The following is a 15,929-nucleotide window of genomic DNA, read 5'->3' on the forward strand; positions in this document are numbered from 1 at the left end:
GCCTCAGCGATAGGGGTCGGGCTGGGTCAGGAAGTCCTGCACATAGCGGCGAACCCCATCCTCCAGGCTGGTGGCGCTGCCGGTGAAGCCGGCGGCGCGCAGCCGCTCCATCCGCGCCTGGGTGAAATACTGGTACTTGCCGACCAGATCGACCGGCATCTCGACAAAGGCGATCTCCGGCGTCTTGCCCAGCGCGGCATACAGCGCCCGCGTCAGGTCGAGGAAGCTGCGCGCCGTGCCGGTGCCGACATTGAACAGCCCGCTGACCTGCGGATTGTCCAGCAGCCACAGCATGATCTCGACACAGTCATCGACATGCACGAAGTCGCGCAGCTGCTCGCCATCGGCGATGCCCTCGCGGTCCGACCTGAACAGGGTGGCCGGCGCGCCGGTCAGGATCTGGCGGAATTTGTGCAGCACCACGCTGCTCATGCGGCCCTTGTGGTGCTCATTCGGCCCATAGACGTTGAAGAATTTCAGCCCGGCCCATTGCGGCGGCGCCGCCTGGCCGCGCGCCAGCAGATCGGCGATGCGCCGGTCCGTCGCATGCTTGGACCAGCCATAGAGGTTCAGCGGCCGCAGCTTCGCCAGCGCCGCGGGGCTGGCATCGTCATCGAACCCCTCCGCCCCGTCGCCATAGGTCGCGGCCGAGGAGGCATAGACCAGCCGCACCCCGTGCTTGGCGCACCAGTCGAACAGGGCCAGCGTCAGGGAGAGGTTGCTCTCCGCCACCAGATCGCCATCGCGCACCGTGGTGTCGCTGATGGCGCCCAGATGCAGGATCGCCTCCGGCTTCGGCTGGGTCTCGAGCCAGGCCCAGAGCTTCTCCGGCGGCAGGATGCCGGCGATGCCGTGATGCGCCAGGTTGCGCCATTTCTCCCGCCCCGGGTCGCCGGCCCGCAGCCGGTCGCACACCATCACCTCGGCACCGCGCGCGCACAGCGCCGCGACGAGGTTGGAGCCGATGAAACCGGCACCGCCAGTGACCAGATACATGCGTGAGACCTTCCGCGAGCATCGCGGGCGGGAGGGATGGTCGCCCGCCGGGCCGGCCGGGTATAGGCGGCTGGCGCGGCGGCGGGCAAGTTGCGCCGCTATTGGAGGGTAGAGCAGATGGATACCGGGTCCGAGGGCGGCAACAACCGCCGTGGCCGCTTCTTCGACGACCTGGCCGGCATGGCCGGGGGCGCCTTCTCGGTGATGGCCGGGCTGCGCGCCGAGGTCGAATCGATGGCGAAGTCGCAGGTCGAGACGATGGTGCAGAAGCTGGAGCTGGTGCGCCGCGAGGATCTCGACGCCGCGCTCGAGGTCGCCCGCCGCGCCCGCGAGGAGAGCACCGCGCTCGCCACCCGCGTCGCCGCGCTGGAGGCGAAGCTGGCCGAGGCCGAGGCGAAGCAGGCCAGGGCGGCCGAGGAAGACCGCCCCGGCAAGCCGGTCTGAGCGTCGAGGCCCAGCCCGGCGTCACCGCCGGGCGGCGGCCCCCGGAAACGCGACGCCCCCCGGACCGTCAGGGCCGGAGGGCGGCAGCGCCTCAGTAGCCGTAATAGACCGGCGGCGGCGGGCGGTAATAGACCGGCGGCGGCGGCGGCCGGTAGTAGCGCGGCGGCGGCCGGTAATAGGCGCGCGGCGGCGGCCCGTAATAATAGCGGCGCGGCGGCGGGCCGTAATAATGCCGGTGGTGCGGGCGGTGATAGTGCCGGCGGCGCCAATGGTCATGGACCAGCAGCAGCTCGGCCGCATCGGCCTGGGCGCCCCCGGGCGTCACGCCCTGGATCGCCGGGATCACCCGCGCCGCGGCGGGGGCGGGAGACGCCGCCAGGCCCAGCATCAGGCCGGTGGCGGCCATCCCGAGCACGGCAAGCTTGCGGAAGCCGGGCATGGTTCGGTTCCTCCTCGACATGGCCACAACATGGCCAGCGCGTAAGGCGGAACCGTGGCAAGGGCCGGGCGGCTTCATGGCCGCCCGTCACGGCTGCGTGTGCCCCGGGGCAGGGACCGCCCGCCCCGGGGCGGCGCGTCAGGCGGCGCCGAAGACGCGGGCGAACACCGTCTCGACATGGCGGAAATCGCGCTGCGGGTCGATCGCCGCATCCAGCCCGGCGGCGTCCAGCTTGCCCGCCACCTCCTCATCGGCCAGCAGATTGTCGCGGAAGCTGAGCGCGTCCGGCTTGCCGAGCTTCGTCCAGGTCGCCATGGCGGCGCGCTGCACGGCGCGATAGGCGCCCTCACGCGACAGCCCGGCCTGGGTCAGCGCCAGCAGCACCTTCTGGCTGTGCACCACCCCGCCCAGGCTCTCCAGATTCTCGGTCATCCGCTCCGGATAGACGGTGAGCTTCTCCATCATCCCGGCGGCGCGCATCAGCGCGAAATCGAGCGCGATGGTGGCGTCCGGGCCGATCACCCGCTCCACCGAGGAATGGCTGATGTCGCGCTCATGCCACAGCGCCACATTCTCCAGCGCCGGCATGGCATAGCCGCGCACCAGCCGGGCCAGGCCGGTCAGGTTCTCGCTCAGCACCGGGTTGCGCTTGTGCGGCATGGCGGAGGACCCCTTCTGGCCGGGGTGGAAATATTCCTCCGCCTCCCGCACCTCGGAGCGCTGCAGGTGCCGCACCTCGGTCGCCAGCCGCTCGACGGCGGAGGCGACGACGGCCAGCGCGCAGAAATAGGCGGCGTGGCGGTCGCGCGGGATCACCTGGGTGGAGACCGGCTCCACCGCCAGGCCGAGCCTGGCGGCCACGAATTCCTCGACCCTGGGGTCGACACTCGCAAAAGTGCCGACGGGGCCGGAGATGGCGCAGGTGGCGACCTCGGCGCGGGCGGCGACCAGCCGCGCGCGGCAGCGGGCGAATTCGGCGTAGTGGCCGGCCAGCTTCAGGCCGAAGGTGGTGGGCTCGGCATGGATGCCGTGGCTGCGGCCGATGGTCGGCGTGTATTTGTGCTCCAGCGCGCGCGCCTGCAGCGCCGCCAGCAGCCGGTCCAGATCGGCGATCAGCAGGTCGGCGGCGCGCACCATCTGCACCGAGAGGCAGGTGTCCAGCACGTCGGAGCTGGTCATGCCCTGGTGCATGAAGCGGGCCTCGGGGCCGATGCCCTCGCCCAGCCAGGTCAGGAAGGCGATGACGTCGTGGCGCGTCTCGCGCTCGATCTCGTCGATGCGGTCCAGATCGGCCTGGGAGATGCCGGCGGCGCGCGGCTCGCCCTTCTCGCGGATCACGCGGGCGGCCTCGGCCGGGATGGTGCCGAGCTGCCCCATCGCCTCGGCCGCCAGCGCCTCGATCTCGAACCAGATGCGGAAGCGCGCCTCGGGCGACCAGATCGCGGCCATTTCGGGGCGGGTATAGCGCGGCACCATGGCGCGTCTCTCCTGGCAAAGGGGGGGCAGGCGGGGGCGGCCGCCGGGCGGCCGGGGATCGCCCGGGGAATGGCCGCCAGGCCCGGCCGCGTCAACCGGCCGCACATGGCAAAATAGTCATGTCCCCGACATGAGTGTTGTGCAATGTCAGATGCGGTTCTATGCGCCGGGGTCTCGCGACCGGGAAGGGATAACGGGTCCATGGATTTTTCGGCTCTGATGCCGGAGCTGATCGCGCTGGGGCAGGTCCTGCTGATCGACCTGGTGCTGGCTGGCGACAATGCGATCGTGGTCGGCATGGCCGCCGCCGGCCTGCCGGCCGAGCAGCGCCGCAAGGCGATCTTCTGGGGCATCGCCGCTGCGACGATCATGCGCATCGGCTTCGCCGCCATCACCACGCAGCTGCTTGCCATCGTCGGCCTGACCTTCGCCGGCGGCGTGCTGCTGCTGTGGGTCTGCTACAAGATGTTCCGCGAGCTGCAGCGCGGCCACCAGCCCGAGGTGACCGAGGCCGAGCTGGAGCAGGCGGCGCAGGCCCCTGGCCAGCGCAAGACGCTGCGCGGCGCCATCATCCAGATCCTGGTGGCCGACGTGTCGATGAGCCTGGACAACGTCCTGGCGGTCGCCGGCGCGGCCAAGGACCATCTCTGGGTGCTGGTCGTCGGCCTGGCCATCTCCGTGGTGCTGATGGGCGTCGCCGCCACCTTCATCGCCAAGCTGCTGGAGCGGCACCGCTGGATCGCCTGGGTCGGCCTGCTGGTCATCCTCTATGTGGCGGTCGAGATGATCTGGAAGGGCGGTGGCGAGGTGCTGCCCTATCTCGGCCTGGGCGGCAGCGCCCAGCCCGGCTGAGCCGGCGCGAATCCGGACGGATTGCAGCGGGCCGCCCCCAGGGGCGGCCCGTTTTGCATGGGCGGATGGCAAGCTGATACCGCATCTGATGAAATTTACGTAATGGTGGGGACCGGTCCCCTGGGCCTTCCGCGACCCCCCGCGGCTTGACGCTGCGGCGCTGCGCCCCGAGCGTGCGGCCACCCCGCAGGCCGTGCCGGGCGGCGCCGCGGGGCCTCAGTGCGGGACCAGAATTCATGGAAAACCTGACCGGCATGATCGGGCCACTGGCCGAGATCATCTGGCTGAACGTCATCTTGTCCGGGGACAATGCGGTGGTGATCGGGCTGGCCGCCGCCGGCCTGCCGCCGCATCAGCGCAGCCGCGCCGTGCTGTTCGGCGTCATCGCCGCGGCGGTGCTGCGCATCGTCTTCTCCATCTTCGCGACGCTGCTGCTGGCGCTGTGGTGGGTCGATCTGGTGGGCGGCCTGGCGCTGCTCTACATCGCCTGGAGCTTCTTCCGCGAGCTGCGCAAGGGCGGCGACGACGCCGCCGAGGGCGGCGAGCCGGCGCAGGAGAAGACCCTGCTGCAGGCGCTGTGGCAGATCATCCTGGCCGATGTGTCGATGAGCCTGGACAACGTCCTGGCGGTGGCCGGGGTGGCGCGCTCCAACCTGACGCTGCTGATCGTGGGCCTCGGTATTTCCATCGTGATGATGGGCCTGGCGGGCGGGCTGCTGGCGAAGCTGCTGGATCGCTACAAGATCATCGCCTATGTGGGCGTCGCGCTGATTGCCTATATCGGCTTGGAATTGCTGTGGGAGGGCCTGGTTATGGCGAACACGACACTGCATCTGGGGCTGCCCCTGCCGGAGGCGGCGCATTGAGGGGGGGCGGGCTCGGCCTGCTGCTGGCCCTGGGCGCGGGCGGCCTGCTGGCCGGCTGCGTGCAGGATCCGGCGCGGCAGGCCGCGACCGCCGCCGCCGCCCAGGCTGCGCTGCGGCCCAGCCTGGACGCGACCCTGGCCCGGCTGCCGGAACAGGCGGCGGGCTTCACCCGCGGCATGACCACCGACATGGAGGCCAGCCAGCCCGGCCAGGGCCGCGCCGTGGATTACTCCACCCTGGCGCGGCCGGGGGTCGCGGCGCGGGCCGCCATCGCCTCGGTGCTGGTCTATGATCAGGGCCAGCCGCCGCTGCGCCCCGACACGCCGGACAGCGCCATCACGCCGCGGCTGGATGAGGGCGTGGCCGAGGCCACCGGCCCGGCGCCCGGCCGCCGCATGACCGAATCCGGCCGCCATGTGCTGGCGGTGCCGGGCGGCGCGCCGATGCAATGCGCCGTGCTGGAAGGCACCTATGGCCGCACCGCCATGTGGCAGCAGGTCTGCGTCGGCGTCGCCGCCGGGCGCTACCTGAAGGTCTTCGTCGCCGTTCCGGCCCGCCAGAAGGCGCTGCTGACCGAGATGGACGCCGATCTCTTCACCCAGACCATCGCCCAGGCGGCGCGGGGCAATGCGGTGACCACCGCCGCCAACTGACGCGGCGGCGGAGCGACGCAAAAAGGGCCGGGGAATGGCTTCCCCGGCCCTTTCCGTATCGGCAAGGCCCGCGCTCAGCGCTGGCGCGGCCAGTCCAACTTCGGCTCGGCGCGGCGGGCCTGCGGCTCCGGCCAGGCGGCCGGCGGCGGTACCGGCGGGCTCACCCGCGGCGCGTCGCGCGGCACGGCCGGGCCGCGCGCCACCAGCGAGGGCGGCTCGGCCCATTCATCGCCGGGCGGCGCGGCGGGGCGGCGGGCCAGGGCCGGCTCCTGCAGCCGCAGGGCGATCTCGCGCAGCTCGGCCTGGATCTCGTCCAGCTGCACCTCCAGCGCCTCCAGCCGCGCCTTCACCCCGAAGACGCTGAAGGGCATCAGCAGGAAGGCGGCGGCGCAGAGCAGGCCCAGCAGCAGCAGCAGCAGCCCGGTCCATTCCGGCATGCCGGGGATGGAGAGGGAGGCCACGATATTGCGCACACCATCCATGGGTTCAGCCGCCTGTCACGCTCATATGGCGCGGCACCGCGGGGCGGTTGCTGCGCCGGTCGATGACGAAGTCATGGCCCTTCGGCTTGCGGGCGATGGCCGCCTCGATCGCCGCGCGCAGACCCTCCTCGTCGACCGAAGGGTCGCGGAGGACGGCGCGCAGATCCGCCGCATCCTCCTGGCCCAGGCACATATACAGGGTTCCGGTGCAGGTGAGGCGGACGCGGTTGCAGCTTTCGCAGAAATTATGGGTCATCGGCGTGATGAAGCCGAGCCGCTGCCCCGTCTCCCGGATGGTCATGTAGCGGGCCGGGCCGCCGGTGGCGTAGTCGGTCTCCTCCAGCGTCCAGGTCTCGCGCAGCCGGCGGCGCACCAGGGAGAGGGGGAGGTACTGGTCGGTGCGGTCCTCGTTCACCTCGCCCATCGGCATGGTCTCGATCAGCGTCAGGTCGAAGCCATGCTCGCCGCACCAGGCGATCATGCGGTCGAATTCCTGCTCGTTCACGCCCTTCATGGCCACGGCGTTGATCTTGATCGCCAGCCCGGCGGCCTTGGCGGCGAAGATGCCGTCCAGCGTCTTGCCGATCTCCCCCCAGCGGGTCAGCGCCTTGAAGGTCGCCGGATCCAGCGAATCGAGCGAGACGTTCAGCCGCCGCACCCCGGCGGCATAGAGCCCCTCGGCATGCTTGGCGAGCTGGGTGCCGTTGGTGGTGAGGGTGAGCTCCTTCAGCGCGCCCGGGCCGATGCGGGCGCCCAGATTGCGCACCAGCGACATCACGTCGCGCCGCACCAGCGGCTCGCCCCCGGTCAGCCGGATCCGCTCGACGCCGAGGCCGATGAAGGCGCCGCAGAGGCGCTCCAGCTCCTCCAGCGAGAGGATCTGCGCCTTGGGCAGGAAGGTCATGTCCTCCGCCATGCAATAGACGCAGCGGAGGTCGCACCGGTCGGTCACGGAGACCCGCAGATAACTGATCCGCCGGCCGAACGGGTCGATCATGCGGCAACATCCTGTGCAAGAGGGGCCCCTGTATTTGGGCCGCGCCACCCCGGCCGCGCAAGGGGCCGCGGCCCGCGCCGGCCGCAGGGAAGACGTGTTCCGGCCTCGGGGGCGGGGGGGGGGCGGGCTCAGGCCAGCAGGGCGAAGCCGCCGGCGCCGACCAGGGCCAGCAGCGCCAGGCGGCGATACCAGCCGATCGGGATGACATGGAACAGCCGCGCGCCCACCGGCACGGCGGCCAGCAGCAGCGGCAGCATCACCGCGACCAGCAGCAGCACCGGCCAGCCCACCAGCCCGCCCCAGAGCGGCGGGATGACGGCCACGATGCCGATCAGCCCGAAATACAGGATCAGGTTGGCGCGGTGCTGCGCCGCCGCCTCAGGCCCCGAGAGCAGATAGAGGATGACCGGCGGCCCGGACATGCCGGTGGCGCCCTTCAGCAGCCCCGACACGGTGCCGACCGCCAGGTTCAGCCCCAGCGGCCGCTGCCCGTGATAGCGCCAGGGCGACATCAGCAGCAGGCCGAAGACCAGCACGAACAGCCCGATGGCGCGGCGCAGCGTGCCGCCATCGGCCACGAACAGGATGTAGGCGCCGAGCGGGGTGGCCAGGATGGCGGCGCCGCCGATCGAGAAGATCACCCGCCGGTTGGCCTGGGCGAAGGCGCGCGGCAGCAGATAGGCGGAGACGAACAGCTCCATCAGCAGCATCACCGGCACGCCGATGCGCGGCCCCCAGAGGGTGGAATAGACCGGGGCCAGCAGGATGGCGGTGCCGAAGCCGGAATAGCCGCGCATCAGCCCGGCGATCAGCGTCGCCGCGGCGGCGACCAGCAGCGGGCCGCCCTGCAGCAGCGCCAGCGCCGCGTCGAAGCCGCCGCTCACGGCGCTTCCACCACCTCGAGCGCCACCTGGGCGGCGTTGATCAGCAGCTTGCCGGCATGCTCGAAATTCACCGTCACGCGCGGGCCGGCGACCGATTGGACCTGGCCCAGCCCCCAATCGGGGCGGTCGGGGTGGCGCACCAGCTGGCCAGGCTCGAGGGAGAAGGACATGCCGCCAGGGTGGCCGCTGCCGCGCCGCGCCGCCAGGAGGTCACGCAAGGCTGGACTATCACGGAAGCGTGAGAATAGCCTTGCGACCACGTTAACCCGATCCGCATCCGGCAAGGCTAGGCCTGCGCTGCGGGCCCGCCCCGCGCGCGGTGGCCGGGCCGCCGCCGGATGGCCCCGGGCTCGGGCCGGGAGCCGGGGTGGCGAGGGCGCCGCGCGGCCGCGCCATGGGGGCGCGGCCCGGCCGGCGGGCCGTCAGGAGGTCGTCGATGGAGCAGGATGCGGCGCTGGCGCAGGATCTCTGCGCGCGTCTGTGCCATGATCTGGTGGGGCCGCTCGGCACCGTCGCCGGCGCGATCGACCTGCTGGGCGAGGATCCGGAAGCCGCCGAGCTGGCGCGCGACGCCGCCGCGGTGCTGCGCCGCCGGCTGAAATTCTGGCGCGCCGCCTGCGGCGCTGGCACCGGCCCGCTCTCGGTGCAGGAGGCGCTGACGCTGCTCGACGGCATGCCCGCCGGCGGCCGCGCCGTGCTGCGCCCCGAGGGCCTGGCCGAGGCCGAGGTGCTGGGCGCCCCCGAGGCGCAGCTGCTGCTGGCCGCCGCCATGCTGGCCGGGGAGGCGCTGCCGCGTGGCGGCACGGTGCGGCTGCTGCGCCATCCGGGCGGCGGGCTGGCGGTGCTGCCGGAAGGGCGCGGCGCCGCCTGGCCCGCGGCGCTGGCCGCCGTGCTGACCGGCGAGGCCGAGCCCGGCCCGCGCACCGTGCTGGCGGCGATGCTGGGCAGGCTGGCGGCCCAGGCCGAGTGGGAGGTAATGCTGCTGCCGCCCGGCGAAGGCCCGGCCAGCCCGGGCGAGGCCGCCGCCGCCCTGCTGCTGGCACCCCGCGCCTGAGGCGCGGCGGCGCCCGCGCCGGCGCCGCGAGGCGTCACCACATGGCACCTGCCTTTACCCTTTCTTCGCGCTCCTCGCTCCAGTTTGCGGAACCGCCAGCCGCCGGGGAATGCGATGGACGACCTTCTTGCAGACTTCCTGACCGAAACGAATGAGGGGCTGGCGTCGCTCGACGTGGCGCTGCTGAAGCTGGAGAAGGCGCCGGACGACAAGCCGACCCTGTCGGAAATCTTCCGCAGCGTGCACACCATCAAGGGCACCTGCGGCTTCCTCGGCCTGTCGCGGCTGGAGAAGGTGGCGCATGCCGCCGAGAATGTGCTCGGCAAGTATCGCGACGGCTCGCTGAAGGTGACGCCCGAGGGCATCACCCTGATCCTCTCCGCGATCGACTGCCTGAAGACCATCGTCGCCGGGCTGGAAGCCTCGGGCAGCGAGCCGCAGGGCGACGACACCCGGCTGATCGCGGCGCTGGACGCCGCCTGGCGCGGCGAGATGCCGGTCGCGCCCGGGGCCGCCCCGGCGGCCGCCGCCCCCGCCGCCGAAGCGCCGCCGGCCGCCGGCACGCTGGCGGTCGATCCCTTCGCCGAGCCGGCCGCCGAGGCCGCTGCGCCCGCCACGGCGCCGGAGCCGGTGGCCGAGGCGCCATCCCTGCCGACCCCGCCGCCGCCGCCCGTGGTGAACGCCGCCGCCGAGACCGAGGCCGCGCCGGCCGCCGCCGCCGCCGCGCCGGCCGGCGGCGGGGGCGCCGCGCCGCCGCAGACCATCCGCGTCGCGGTCGATGTGCTGGAAGACCTGATGACGCTGGTGAGCGAGCTGGTGCTGACCCGCAACCAGCTGCTGCAGCTGGTGCGTGCGCGCAGCGACGCGGCGCTGACCGTGCCGCTGCAGCGCCTCTCCCACATCACCTCCGAGCTGCAGGAAGGGGTGATGAAGACCCGCATGCAGCCGATCGGCAATGCCTGGCAGAAGCTGCCGCGCATCGTGCGCGACCTGGCGAACGAGCTGGGCAAGAAGATCGAGCTGGTGATGAAGGGCGCCGAGACCGAGCTGGACCGGCAGGTGCTGGAGCTGATCAAGGACCCGCTGACGCATATGGTGCGCAACAGCGGCGATCACGGGCTGGAGACGCCCGAGCAGCGCCGCGCCGCCGGCAAGCCCGAGCTCGGGCGGGTGATGCTGAACGCCTATCACGAGGGCGGCCACATCATCATCGAGATCGGCGATGATGGCCGCGGCCTGTCGGTCGAGAAGATCAAGGCCAAGGTGCTGAGCCAGGGGCTGGCGACCGAGGCCGAGATCGCCGGGATGAGCGAGCGGGAGGTGCAGCACTTCATCTTCCGCGCCGGCTTCTCCACCGCCGCCGCCATCACCTCGGTCTCCGGCCGCGGCGTCGGCATGGATGTGGTGAAGACCAATGTGGAGAAGATCGGCGGCACCATCGACCTGCGCTCGGTCGAGGGCAAGGGCACGACCTTCTTCATCAAGATCCCGCTGACGCTGGCCATTGTCTCGGCGCTGATCGTCGAGGCCGGCGGCGAGCGCTTCGCCATCCCGCAGATCGGCGTGGTCGAGCTGGTGCGCGCCGGCGGCAGCAGCGAGGGCGCGCAGATCGAGCGCATCCATGCGACGCCGGTGATGCGGCTGCGCGACAAGCTGCTGCCGCTGGTCTCGCTGTCGCGGCTGCTGCAGCTGGACAGCCGGGCGGAGGATGCCAAGCCGGATGAGGGCTTCGTGGTCGTCACCCAGGTCGGCGCCAATGTCTTCGGCATCATCGTCGACAAGGTGTTCGACACCGAGGAGATCGTGGTCAAGCCGGTGGCGCCGATCCTGCGCCATGTGACGATGTTCAGCGGCAACACCATCCTGGGCGATGGCAGCGTCATCATGATCCTCGACCCCAACGGCATCGCCCGCGCCACGGGGGTGGGCGCCGACGGGCCGAGCGAGGATGCGACGCGCGGCCCCGAGGGCCTGCGCGGCCAGCGCTCCTCGGAGCGCACGGCGCTGCTGCTGTTCCGCGCCGGCGACGACACGCCGAAGGCGGTGCCGCTCGGCCTGGTCGCGCGGCTGGAGGATCTGCCGGCCGAGAGCATCGAGCATTCCGGCGGCAAGACGCTGGTGCAGTATCGCGGCAAGCTGATGCCGCTGATCCCGATGTCGCCGAGCTGGATGCCGCCCGAGCCGGGACGCCGCCAGGCGGTGCTGGTGTTCAACGACCGCGACCGCAGCATGGGGCTGATGGTGGATGCCATCCTCGACGTGATCGAGGAGCATCTGATGGTCGAGGGCACCAGCGAGCTGTCGGGCTATCTCGGCAGCGCGGTGATCGGCGGCAAGGTGACGGATGTCATGGATTGCGCCTGGTGGCTGCGCCAGGCCGGCGATGACTGGTTTCGCCCGCCCAGCATGACGCAGGCGACCAAGCGTGTGCTGCTGGTCGAGGACAGCGCCTTCTTCCGCCACCTGCTGGTGCCGGGGCTGACCGCCGCGGGCTATGAGGTGGTGGCGGTGGATACCGGGCTGCAGGCGCTGCAGCTGCGCGACCAGGGCGCGATGTTCGACATCATCATCTCCGACATCGAGATGCCGGAGCTGGACGGGATGGGCCTGGCGCGCGCCGTGCGCGCCGAGGGCGGCTGGCGCCATGTGCCGATGATCGCGCTGAGCGGCCGCGTCGATCCGGAGCAGGTGCGCATCGCGCACGAGGCCGGCTTCATCGAATACATCGGCAAGTCGGATCGCGACGCGCTGCTGGCCTCGCTGCAGCAGCACATGCCGCTGCCGGCGACGCTCTGAGGAGGGGATGATGCAGACACAGATGCGAACCGGCGGCACCGCCCCATCCCGTCCCGCCGTGGCCGGGCTGGGCGACAGCGCGGCGGAGATGTTCCTGACGTTGACGGTGGCGGGCCAGCTCTGCGGCGTGCCGGTGCTGGCGGTGCGCGACATCCTGTCCTCCCAGGCGATCACGCGGGTACCGCTGGCGCCGCGCGAGGTGGCGGGCAGCCTCAATCTGCGCGGCCGCATCGTCACCGCGATCGATCTGCGGCGGCGGCTCGGCCTGCCGGAGCGCGCCGCCAATGCGGGGCCGCCGATGAGCGTGGTCGTCGAGCAGGGCGGCGAACTCTACAGCCTGCTGTCGGATTCGGTGGGCGAGGTGGTGCCGCTGCCGGGGGATGGCTTCGCCGGCAATCCGCCGACGCTGGATCCGGTCTGGCGCGACGTGTCGCGCGGCGTGCACCGCCAGGATGAGCGGCTGCTGATCGTTCTCGATGTGGATCGCATTCTGGCGATCGGTTGAAGGAGAGGGTGTGATGGACGAGGCGCTGACCTGCCTGGTGGTCGATGACAGCCGCGTCGTGCGCAAGGCCGCGCGTCGCATCCTGGAGCGGCACGGCTTCACCGTGACCGAGGCGGAGGATGGCCAGCAGGCGCTGCATGCCTGCCGCGCCGCGCTGCCGCGCCTGGTGCTGCTGGACTGGAACATGCCGGTGATGGACGGGCTGGAATTCCTCAAGGCGGCGCGGGCGGAGTTCGGCCCGGACGAGCCGGTGATCATGCTCTGCACCACCGAGAGCGAGTTCGACCGCATCGTCATGGCGCTGGGCGCCGGCGCGCAGGAATACATCATGAAGCCGTTCGACGACGCCATCATGACCGGCAAGCTGGTGCAGCTGGGCTTCGTGGCGGAAGAAGCCGAGCCGTGACGCTGGCGCTGCCCGACCGGGCGGCGCAGGCGGACCGGCCGGTGCGCGTGATGCTGTGCGATGACAGCCCCACCGTCCGCTCCGCCTTCGCGCGCATCCTGGAATCGGATCCGGCGGTGCAGGTGGTGGCGCGGGTGGGCGATGGCCAGCAGGCGCTGGACACGCTGCACACCCTGCCTCGCGAGACCCGGCCGCAGGTGATGCTGCTGGATCTCGAAATGCCGGTGATGGATGGCATGACGGCGCTGCCGCTGCTGCTGAAGGCGCAGCCCTCGCTCGCCGTGATCGTCGCCAGCGCGCTGACCCAGCGCGGGGCGGAGGTCACCATGGCGGCGATGCGCGCCGGCGCCGCCGATTACGTCCCCAAGCCCAGGGCGGCGGAGGGCGGGATGAGCGATCCCGGCTTCCGTGCCGAGCTGCTGGCCAAGGTGAAAGGCTGGGCGCGCATGCGGGCGCCACCGACACAGATCCCGGGCGCGGTGTCGCCCCCTGCGCCGCCCAGGCCCGGGCTGCGCGCGCCCTCGCCGTTGGCGGGGGGCGTGCCGGTGGGCATGACGGCCGGCGGGCCGGCGGGGCTGGCGGCGGCGGCGCCGCAGCGTGCCCTGGCGGGGGCGGGGAAGAAGCCGCGGCTGCTGGCCATCGGTTCCTCCACCGGCGGGCCGCAGGCGCTGGCCGGCTTCGTCCGGCGCCTGACCACGCCGCTGCCGGTGCCGATCGTCATCGTGCAGCACATGCCGGCCGGCTTCACCGCCATGCTGGCCGATCACCTCTCCCGCCTGGGCGGGCCGCAGGCGGCCGAGGCGAAGGAGGGCGAGGCGCTGCTGCCGGGGCGCATCTATGTGGCGCCGGGCGACCGGCATCTGCTGGTGGAGGCGGCGGCGGCCGGGCTGCAGGCCCGGCTGACCATGGATCCGCCCGAGAATTTCTGCCGCCCCGCCGTGGACCCGATGCTGCGCAGCGCCGCCAAGGCCTGCGAGGGGCGGGTCCTGGCCGTCATCCTCACCGGGATGGGGCAGGACGGCATGCTGGGCTGCAAGGCGGTGGCCGCCGCCGGCGGCATGGTGCTGGCCCAGGACGAGGCTTCCAGCGTGGTCTGGGGCATGCCGGGGGCGGTGGCGAAGGCGGGGCTGGCGCAGGCGCTGCTGCCGCCGGAACAGCTGGCCGACAAGGTTTTGGCGCAATTCGGAACGGCGGGCCTGTCCTCCGCCGGAGGGGTGGCATGAACGCGGATAGTTTCGCCTCGATCGCGGCGCTGGTGAAGGCGCGCTCCGGCATCGTCCTGACGCCGGACAAGGAATACATGCTGGATACGCGCCTGGCGCCGATCCTGAAGCAGGAGGGCATTGCCAGCCTGGATCTGCTGGCCATCCGGCTGAAGGATGCGCGGGCGGAGACGCTGGCGCGCGCGGTGACGGAGGCGCTGACCACCAATGAAAGCAGCTTCTTCCGCGACGGCAAGCCCTTCGACCATCTGAAGCGGCTGCTGCCGAAGCTGCAGACGGCGCGGCCGCCGGGGCACAAATTCCGCATCTGGTCGGCCGCCTGCTCGACCGGGCAGGAGGCCTATTCCATCTCCATGGTGCTGCGCGAGGCCGGCATCCGCGAGGCCGAGATCTATGGCAGCGACCTGTCGCGCGAGGTGGTGGAGCGGGCGCGCGACGGCGTCTTCACCCAGTTCGAGGTGCAGCGCGGCCTGCCGGTGCAGATGCTGGTGAAGTACTTCAAGCAGGAAAGCGGCAAATGGCGCGTGGCGCCCGAGCTGCGCGCCATGGCGCGGTTCGAGGAGCGCAACCTGCTGGGCGACCACCGGCAGCTCGGCCGGTTCGACGTGATCTTCTGCCGCAATGTGCTGATCTATTTCGACCCGCCGACCAAGGGCAAGGTGCTGAACGCCCTGGCCGCGCAGCTGGCGCCGGATGGGGTGCTCTATCTCGGCGGCGCGGAGACGGTGCTGGGCCTGACCGACCGGCTGGTGCCGGTGACCGGCGAGCGTGGCGCCTATGCGCTGGCCGGCGCCCATGCCTGACAGGGTGCGGGCCTGATGCGAAAGGGGGGCCGGCGGTTGAGCCGGCCCCCTTTCCGCTGCGCCTCAGGCGACGGGCTGAGGCTGGTTCTGGGGCTGCGGGGCGACGGCCGCCGCCGGCATCTCCGGCACCGGGAAGCGGGCGGACAGGCCGGTCGGGTCGCGCAGCACATAGCCGCGGCCCCAGACGGTGCCGATCAGCTCGCCCGCCCCGGCCTGGGCCAGCTTCTTGCGCAGCTTGCAGATGAAGACATCGATGATCTTCGCCTCGGGCTCGTCGATGCCGCCATAGAGATGGTTCAGGAACACCTCCTTGGTCAGCACCAGGCCCTTGCGCAGCACCAGCAGCTCCAGGATGGCGTATTCCTTGCCGGTCAGGTGCACTTCGCGCTCATTCACCCGCACATCGCGCGAGCCGAGATTGAGCGTCAGCGGCCCGACCGAGAGCGTCGGCTGGCTGAAGCCCTTGGCGCGGCGGATGATGGCCTGGATGCGCGCCATCAGCTCCTGCTGGTCGAAGGGCTTGGTGATGAAGTCGTCGGCGCCCATGCCGAAGGCCTTCACCTTGGCCTGCGGCCGCGACAGGCCGGAGAGGATCAGCACCGGGGTTTCCACGCGGTTGCCGCGCAGCCGGCGGACGACCTCATACCCCTCCATGTCGGGCAGCATGATGTCCAGGATGATGATGTCGTAATCGTAGAGCCCGGCCAGCTCCAGCGCTTCCTCGCCGGTGCCGGCGGTGTCGGCGATCATCGCCGAGGCCTTCAGCATCATCGCGACGCCGCGGGCGGTGGTCAGGTCGTCCTCAACCAGAAGCACACGCATCTCTCGGTCCTCCACAATCCCTGCGTGCATTCTTACCACTTTCGCGAGAGTGGCGAAGCGGTTTTTCACCTTTGAGACGTTTTAATAATCGAGACACAGTTTAAAAAAACGAAAAACCGAGTGCCGAAATCGCCATTTGATGCGACATCGCCGCGGTGGGGTGAAAGAAAACAACGATTTATGGGGATGGCGCGCAATGGCGCCGGACGGGGCGAGGCGCCCTGCAGCGCC

General features: G+C 71.4%; 18 protein-coding genes. 10 read left to right on the forward strand and 8 right to left on the reverse strand.

The features are described 5' to 3' along the window. Positions 1–3 precede the first annotated feature (3 nt). Complete coding sequence (rfaD, locus tag QE401_RS04240) at positions 4–996, reverse strand: ADP-glyceromanno-heptose 6-epimerase (protein WP_307137022.1); 993 nt, start codon at positions 994–996, stop codon at positions 4–6. A gap of 117 nt (positions 997–1,113) precedes the next feature. On the opposite strand from rfaD, the gene QE401_RS04245 reads away from it, so the two are divergent. After that, positions 1,114–1,440, forward strand: a complete 327-nt coding sequence (locus tag QE401_RS04245) for an accessory factor UbiK family protein (protein ID WP_307137023.1) — start codon at positions 1,114–1,116, stop codon at positions 1,438–1,440. Positions 1,441–1,531: 91 nt separating this feature from the next. Here the strand turns inward: QE401_RS04245 and QE401_RS04250 are convergent, their stop codons facing one another. Both QE401_RS04250 and purB read right to left on the reverse strand, forming a co-directional pair. Further along, entirely contained in the window at positions 1,532–1,879 is a 348-nt protein-coding gene (locus tag QE401_RS04250) for a hypothetical protein (protein WP_307137024.1), read from the reverse strand. Positions 1,880–2,017: 138 nt separating this feature from the next. Then, positions 2,018–3,355 (reverse strand): adenylosuccinate lyase, encoded by a 1,338-nt coding sequence (purB, locus tag QE401_RS04255; protein ID WP_307137025.1) that lies wholly within the window; start codon positions 3,353–3,355, stop codon positions 2,018–2,020. Between the two features lie 201 nt (positions 3,356–3,556). Between purB and QE401_RS04260 the strand changes: the two genes are divergently transcribed. The 3 genes from QE401_RS04260 to QE401_RS04270 all read left to right on the forward strand — a co-directional run bounded on the left by QE401_RS04260 (position 3,557) and on the right by QE401_RS04270 (position 5,726). Next, positions 3,557–4,207, forward strand: a complete 651-nt coding sequence (locus QE401_RS04260) for a TerC family protein (RefSeq protein WP_307137026.1) — start codon at positions 3,557–3,559, stop codon at positions 4,205–4,207. Positions 4,208–4,443: 236 nt separating this feature from the next. After that, on the forward strand, positions 4,444–5,073 hold the full coding sequence (locus QE401_RS04265; RefSeq protein WP_307137027.1) for a YjbE family putative metal transport protein: 630 nt from the start codon (positions 4,444–4,446) through the stop codon (positions 5,071–5,073). Continuing rightward, positions 5,070–5,726, forward strand: coding sequence for a hypothetical protein (locus QE401_RS04270; RefSeq protein ID WP_307137028.1), 657 nt, complete (start codon positions 5,070–5,072; stop codon positions 5,724–5,726). The genes QE401_RS04265 and QE401_RS04270 overlap by 4 nt, the downstream gene beginning before the upstream one ends. A 74-nt stretch (positions 5,727–5,800) precedes the next feature. Here the strand turns inward: QE401_RS04270 and QE401_RS04275 are convergent, their stop codons facing one another. From QE401_RS04275 to QE401_RS04290, 4 genes are all read right to left on the reverse strand, one after another. Then, on the reverse strand, positions 5,801–6,208 hold the full coding sequence (locus QE401_RS04275) for a hypothetical protein (protein ID WP_307137029.1): 408 nt from the start codon (positions 6,206–6,208) through the stop codon (positions 5,801–5,803). 4 nt (positions 6,209–6,212) lie between these two features. Continuing rightward, positions 6,213–7,205, reverse strand: coding sequence for a GTP 3',8-cyclase MoaA (gene moaA, locus QE401_RS04280; protein WP_307137030.1), 993 nt, complete (start codon positions 7,203–7,205; stop codon positions 6,213–6,215). Between the two features lie 128 nt (positions 7,206–7,333). Continuing rightward, the gene (locus QE401_RS04285) at positions 7,334–8,089 is read right to left on the reverse strand and encodes a sulfite exporter TauE/SafE family protein (protein ID WP_307137031.1); all 756 of its coding nucleotides are present in this window, start codon (positions 8,087–8,089) and stop codon (positions 7,334–7,336) included. Further along, positions 8,086–8,307, reverse strand: coding sequence for a DUF3553 domain-containing protein (locus QE401_RS04290; RefSeq protein ID WP_475638069.1), 222 nt, complete (start codon positions 8,305–8,307; stop codon positions 8,086–8,088). Before QE401_RS04290 ends, QE401_RS04285 begins: the two co-directional genes overlap by 4 nt. Positions 8,308–8,525: 218 nt before the next feature. Here QE401_RS04290 and QE401_RS04295 point away from each other — a divergent pair, with 218 nt between their 5' ends. The 6 genes from QE401_RS04295 (at position 8,526) to QE401_RS04320 (ending at position 14,876) form a co-directional block, all read left to right on the forward strand. Beyond that, a complete protein-coding gene (locus QE401_RS04295; protein ID WP_307137032.1) occupies positions 8,526–9,143 on the forward strand; it encodes a histidine phosphotransferase family protein in 618 nt (205 codons plus the stop codon). A 114-nt stretch (positions 9,144–9,257) separates the two neighbouring features. Next, a complete protein-coding gene (locus tag QE401_RS04300; protein ID WP_307137033.1) occupies positions 9,258–11,939 on the forward strand; it encodes a hybrid sensor histidine kinase/response regulator in 2,682 nt (893 codons plus the stop codon). A gap of 10 nt (positions 11,940–11,949) precedes the next feature. Further along, complete coding sequence (locus tag QE401_RS04305; protein ID WP_307137034.1) at positions 11,950–12,444, forward strand: chemotaxis protein CheW; 495 nt, start codon at positions 11,950–11,952, stop codon at positions 12,442–12,444. A gap of 13 nt (positions 12,445–12,457) precedes the next feature. Further along, positions 12,458–12,850, forward strand: coding sequence for a response regulator (locus QE401_RS04310; protein WP_307137035.1), 393 nt, complete (start codon positions 12,458–12,460; stop codon positions 12,848–12,850). After that, positions 12,847–14,073 carry a protein-glutamate methylesterase/protein-glutamine glutaminase gene (locus tag QE401_RS04315; protein WP_307137036.1) on the forward strand — a complete coding sequence of 409 codons (1,227 nt, stop codon included), beginning with the start codon at positions 12,847–12,849 and terminating at the stop codon, positions 14,071–14,073. Before QE401_RS04310 ends, QE401_RS04315 begins: the two co-directional genes overlap by 4 nt. Then, a complete protein-coding gene (locus tag QE401_RS04320) occupies positions 14,070–14,876 on the forward strand; it encodes a CheR family methyltransferase (protein ID WP_307137037.1) in 807 nt (268 codons plus the stop codon). The genes QE401_RS04315 and QE401_RS04320 overlap by 4 nt, the downstream gene beginning before the upstream one ends. 63 nt (positions 14,877–14,939) lie before the next feature. Here the strand turns inward: QE401_RS04320 and ctrA are convergent, their stop codons facing one another. Further along, the gene (gene ctrA, locus QE401_RS04325; RefSeq protein ID WP_307137038.1) at positions 14,940–15,698 is read right to left on the reverse strand and encodes a response regulator transcription factor CtrA; all 759 of its coding nucleotides are present in this window, start codon (positions 15,696–15,698) and stop codon (positions 14,940–14,942) included. Positions 15,699–15,929: the final 231 nt, after the last annotated feature.

Source organism: Pseudoroseomonas cervicalis (assembly GCF_030818485.1).
Classification (GTDB): Bacteria; Pseudomonadota; Alphaproteobacteria; order Acetobacterales; family Acetobacteraceae; genus Pseudoroseomonas; species Pseudoroseomonas cervicalis_A.

What these genes read in the sequence shown, in the direction of transcription:
- rfaD (WP_307137022.1), bottom strand. Translation starts at nt 996, where the DNA reads ATGTATCTGGTCACTGGCGGTGCCGGTTTCATCGGCTCCAACCTCGTC.
- QE401_RS04245 (WP_307137023.1), top strand. Translation starts at nt 1,114, where the DNA reads ATGGATACCGGGTCCGAGGGCGGCAACAACCGCCGTGGCCGCTTCTTC.
- QE401_RS04250 (WP_307137024.1), bottom strand. Translation starts at nt 1,879, where the DNA reads ATGCCCGGCTTCCGCAAGCTTGCCGTGCTCGGGATGGCCGCCACCGGC.
- purB (WP_307137025.1), bottom strand. Translation starts at nt 3,355, where the DNA reads ATGGTGCCGCGCTATACCCGCCCCGAAATGGCCGCGATCTGGTCGCCC.
- QE401_RS04260 (WP_307137026.1), top strand. Translation starts at nt 3,557, where the DNA reads ATGGATTTTTCGGCTCTGATGCCGGAGCTGATCGCGCTGGGGCAGGTC.
- QE401_RS04265 (WP_307137027.1), top strand. Translation starts at nt 4,444, where the DNA reads ATGGAAAACCTGACCGGCATGATCGGGCCACTGGCCGAGATCATCTGG.
- QE401_RS04275 (WP_307137029.1), bottom strand. Translation starts at nt 6,208, where the DNA reads ATGGATGGTGTGCGCAATATCGTGGCCTCCCTCTCCATCCCCGGCATG.
- moaA (WP_307137030.1), bottom strand. Translation starts at nt 7,205, where the DNA reads ATGATCGACCCGTTCGGCCGGCGGATCAGTTATCTGCGGGTCTCCGTG.
- QE401_RS04295 (WP_307137032.1), top strand. Translation starts at nt 8,526, where the DNA reads ATGGAGCAGGATGCGGCGCTGGCGCAGGATCTCTGCGCGCGTCTGTGC.
- QE401_RS04300 (WP_307137033.1), top strand. Translation starts at nt 9,258, where the DNA reads ATGGACGACCTTCTTGCAGACTTCCTGACCGAAACGAATGAGGGGCTG.
- QE401_RS04305 (WP_307137034.1), top strand. Translation starts at nt 11,950, where the DNA reads ATGCAGACACAGATGCGAACCGGCGGCACCGCCCCATCCCGTCCCGCC.
- QE401_RS04310 (WP_307137035.1), top strand. Translation starts at nt 12,458, where the DNA reads ATGGACGAGGCGCTGACCTGCCTGGTGGTCGATGACAGCCGCGTCGTG.
- QE401_RS04320 (WP_307137037.1), top strand. Translation starts at nt 14,070, where the DNA reads ATGAACGCGGATAGTTTCGCCTCGATCGCGGCGCTGGTGAAGGCGCGC.
- ctrA (WP_307137038.1), bottom strand. Translation starts at nt 15,698, where the DNA reads ATGCGTGTGCTTCTGGTTGAGGACGACCTGACCACCGCCCGCGGCGTC.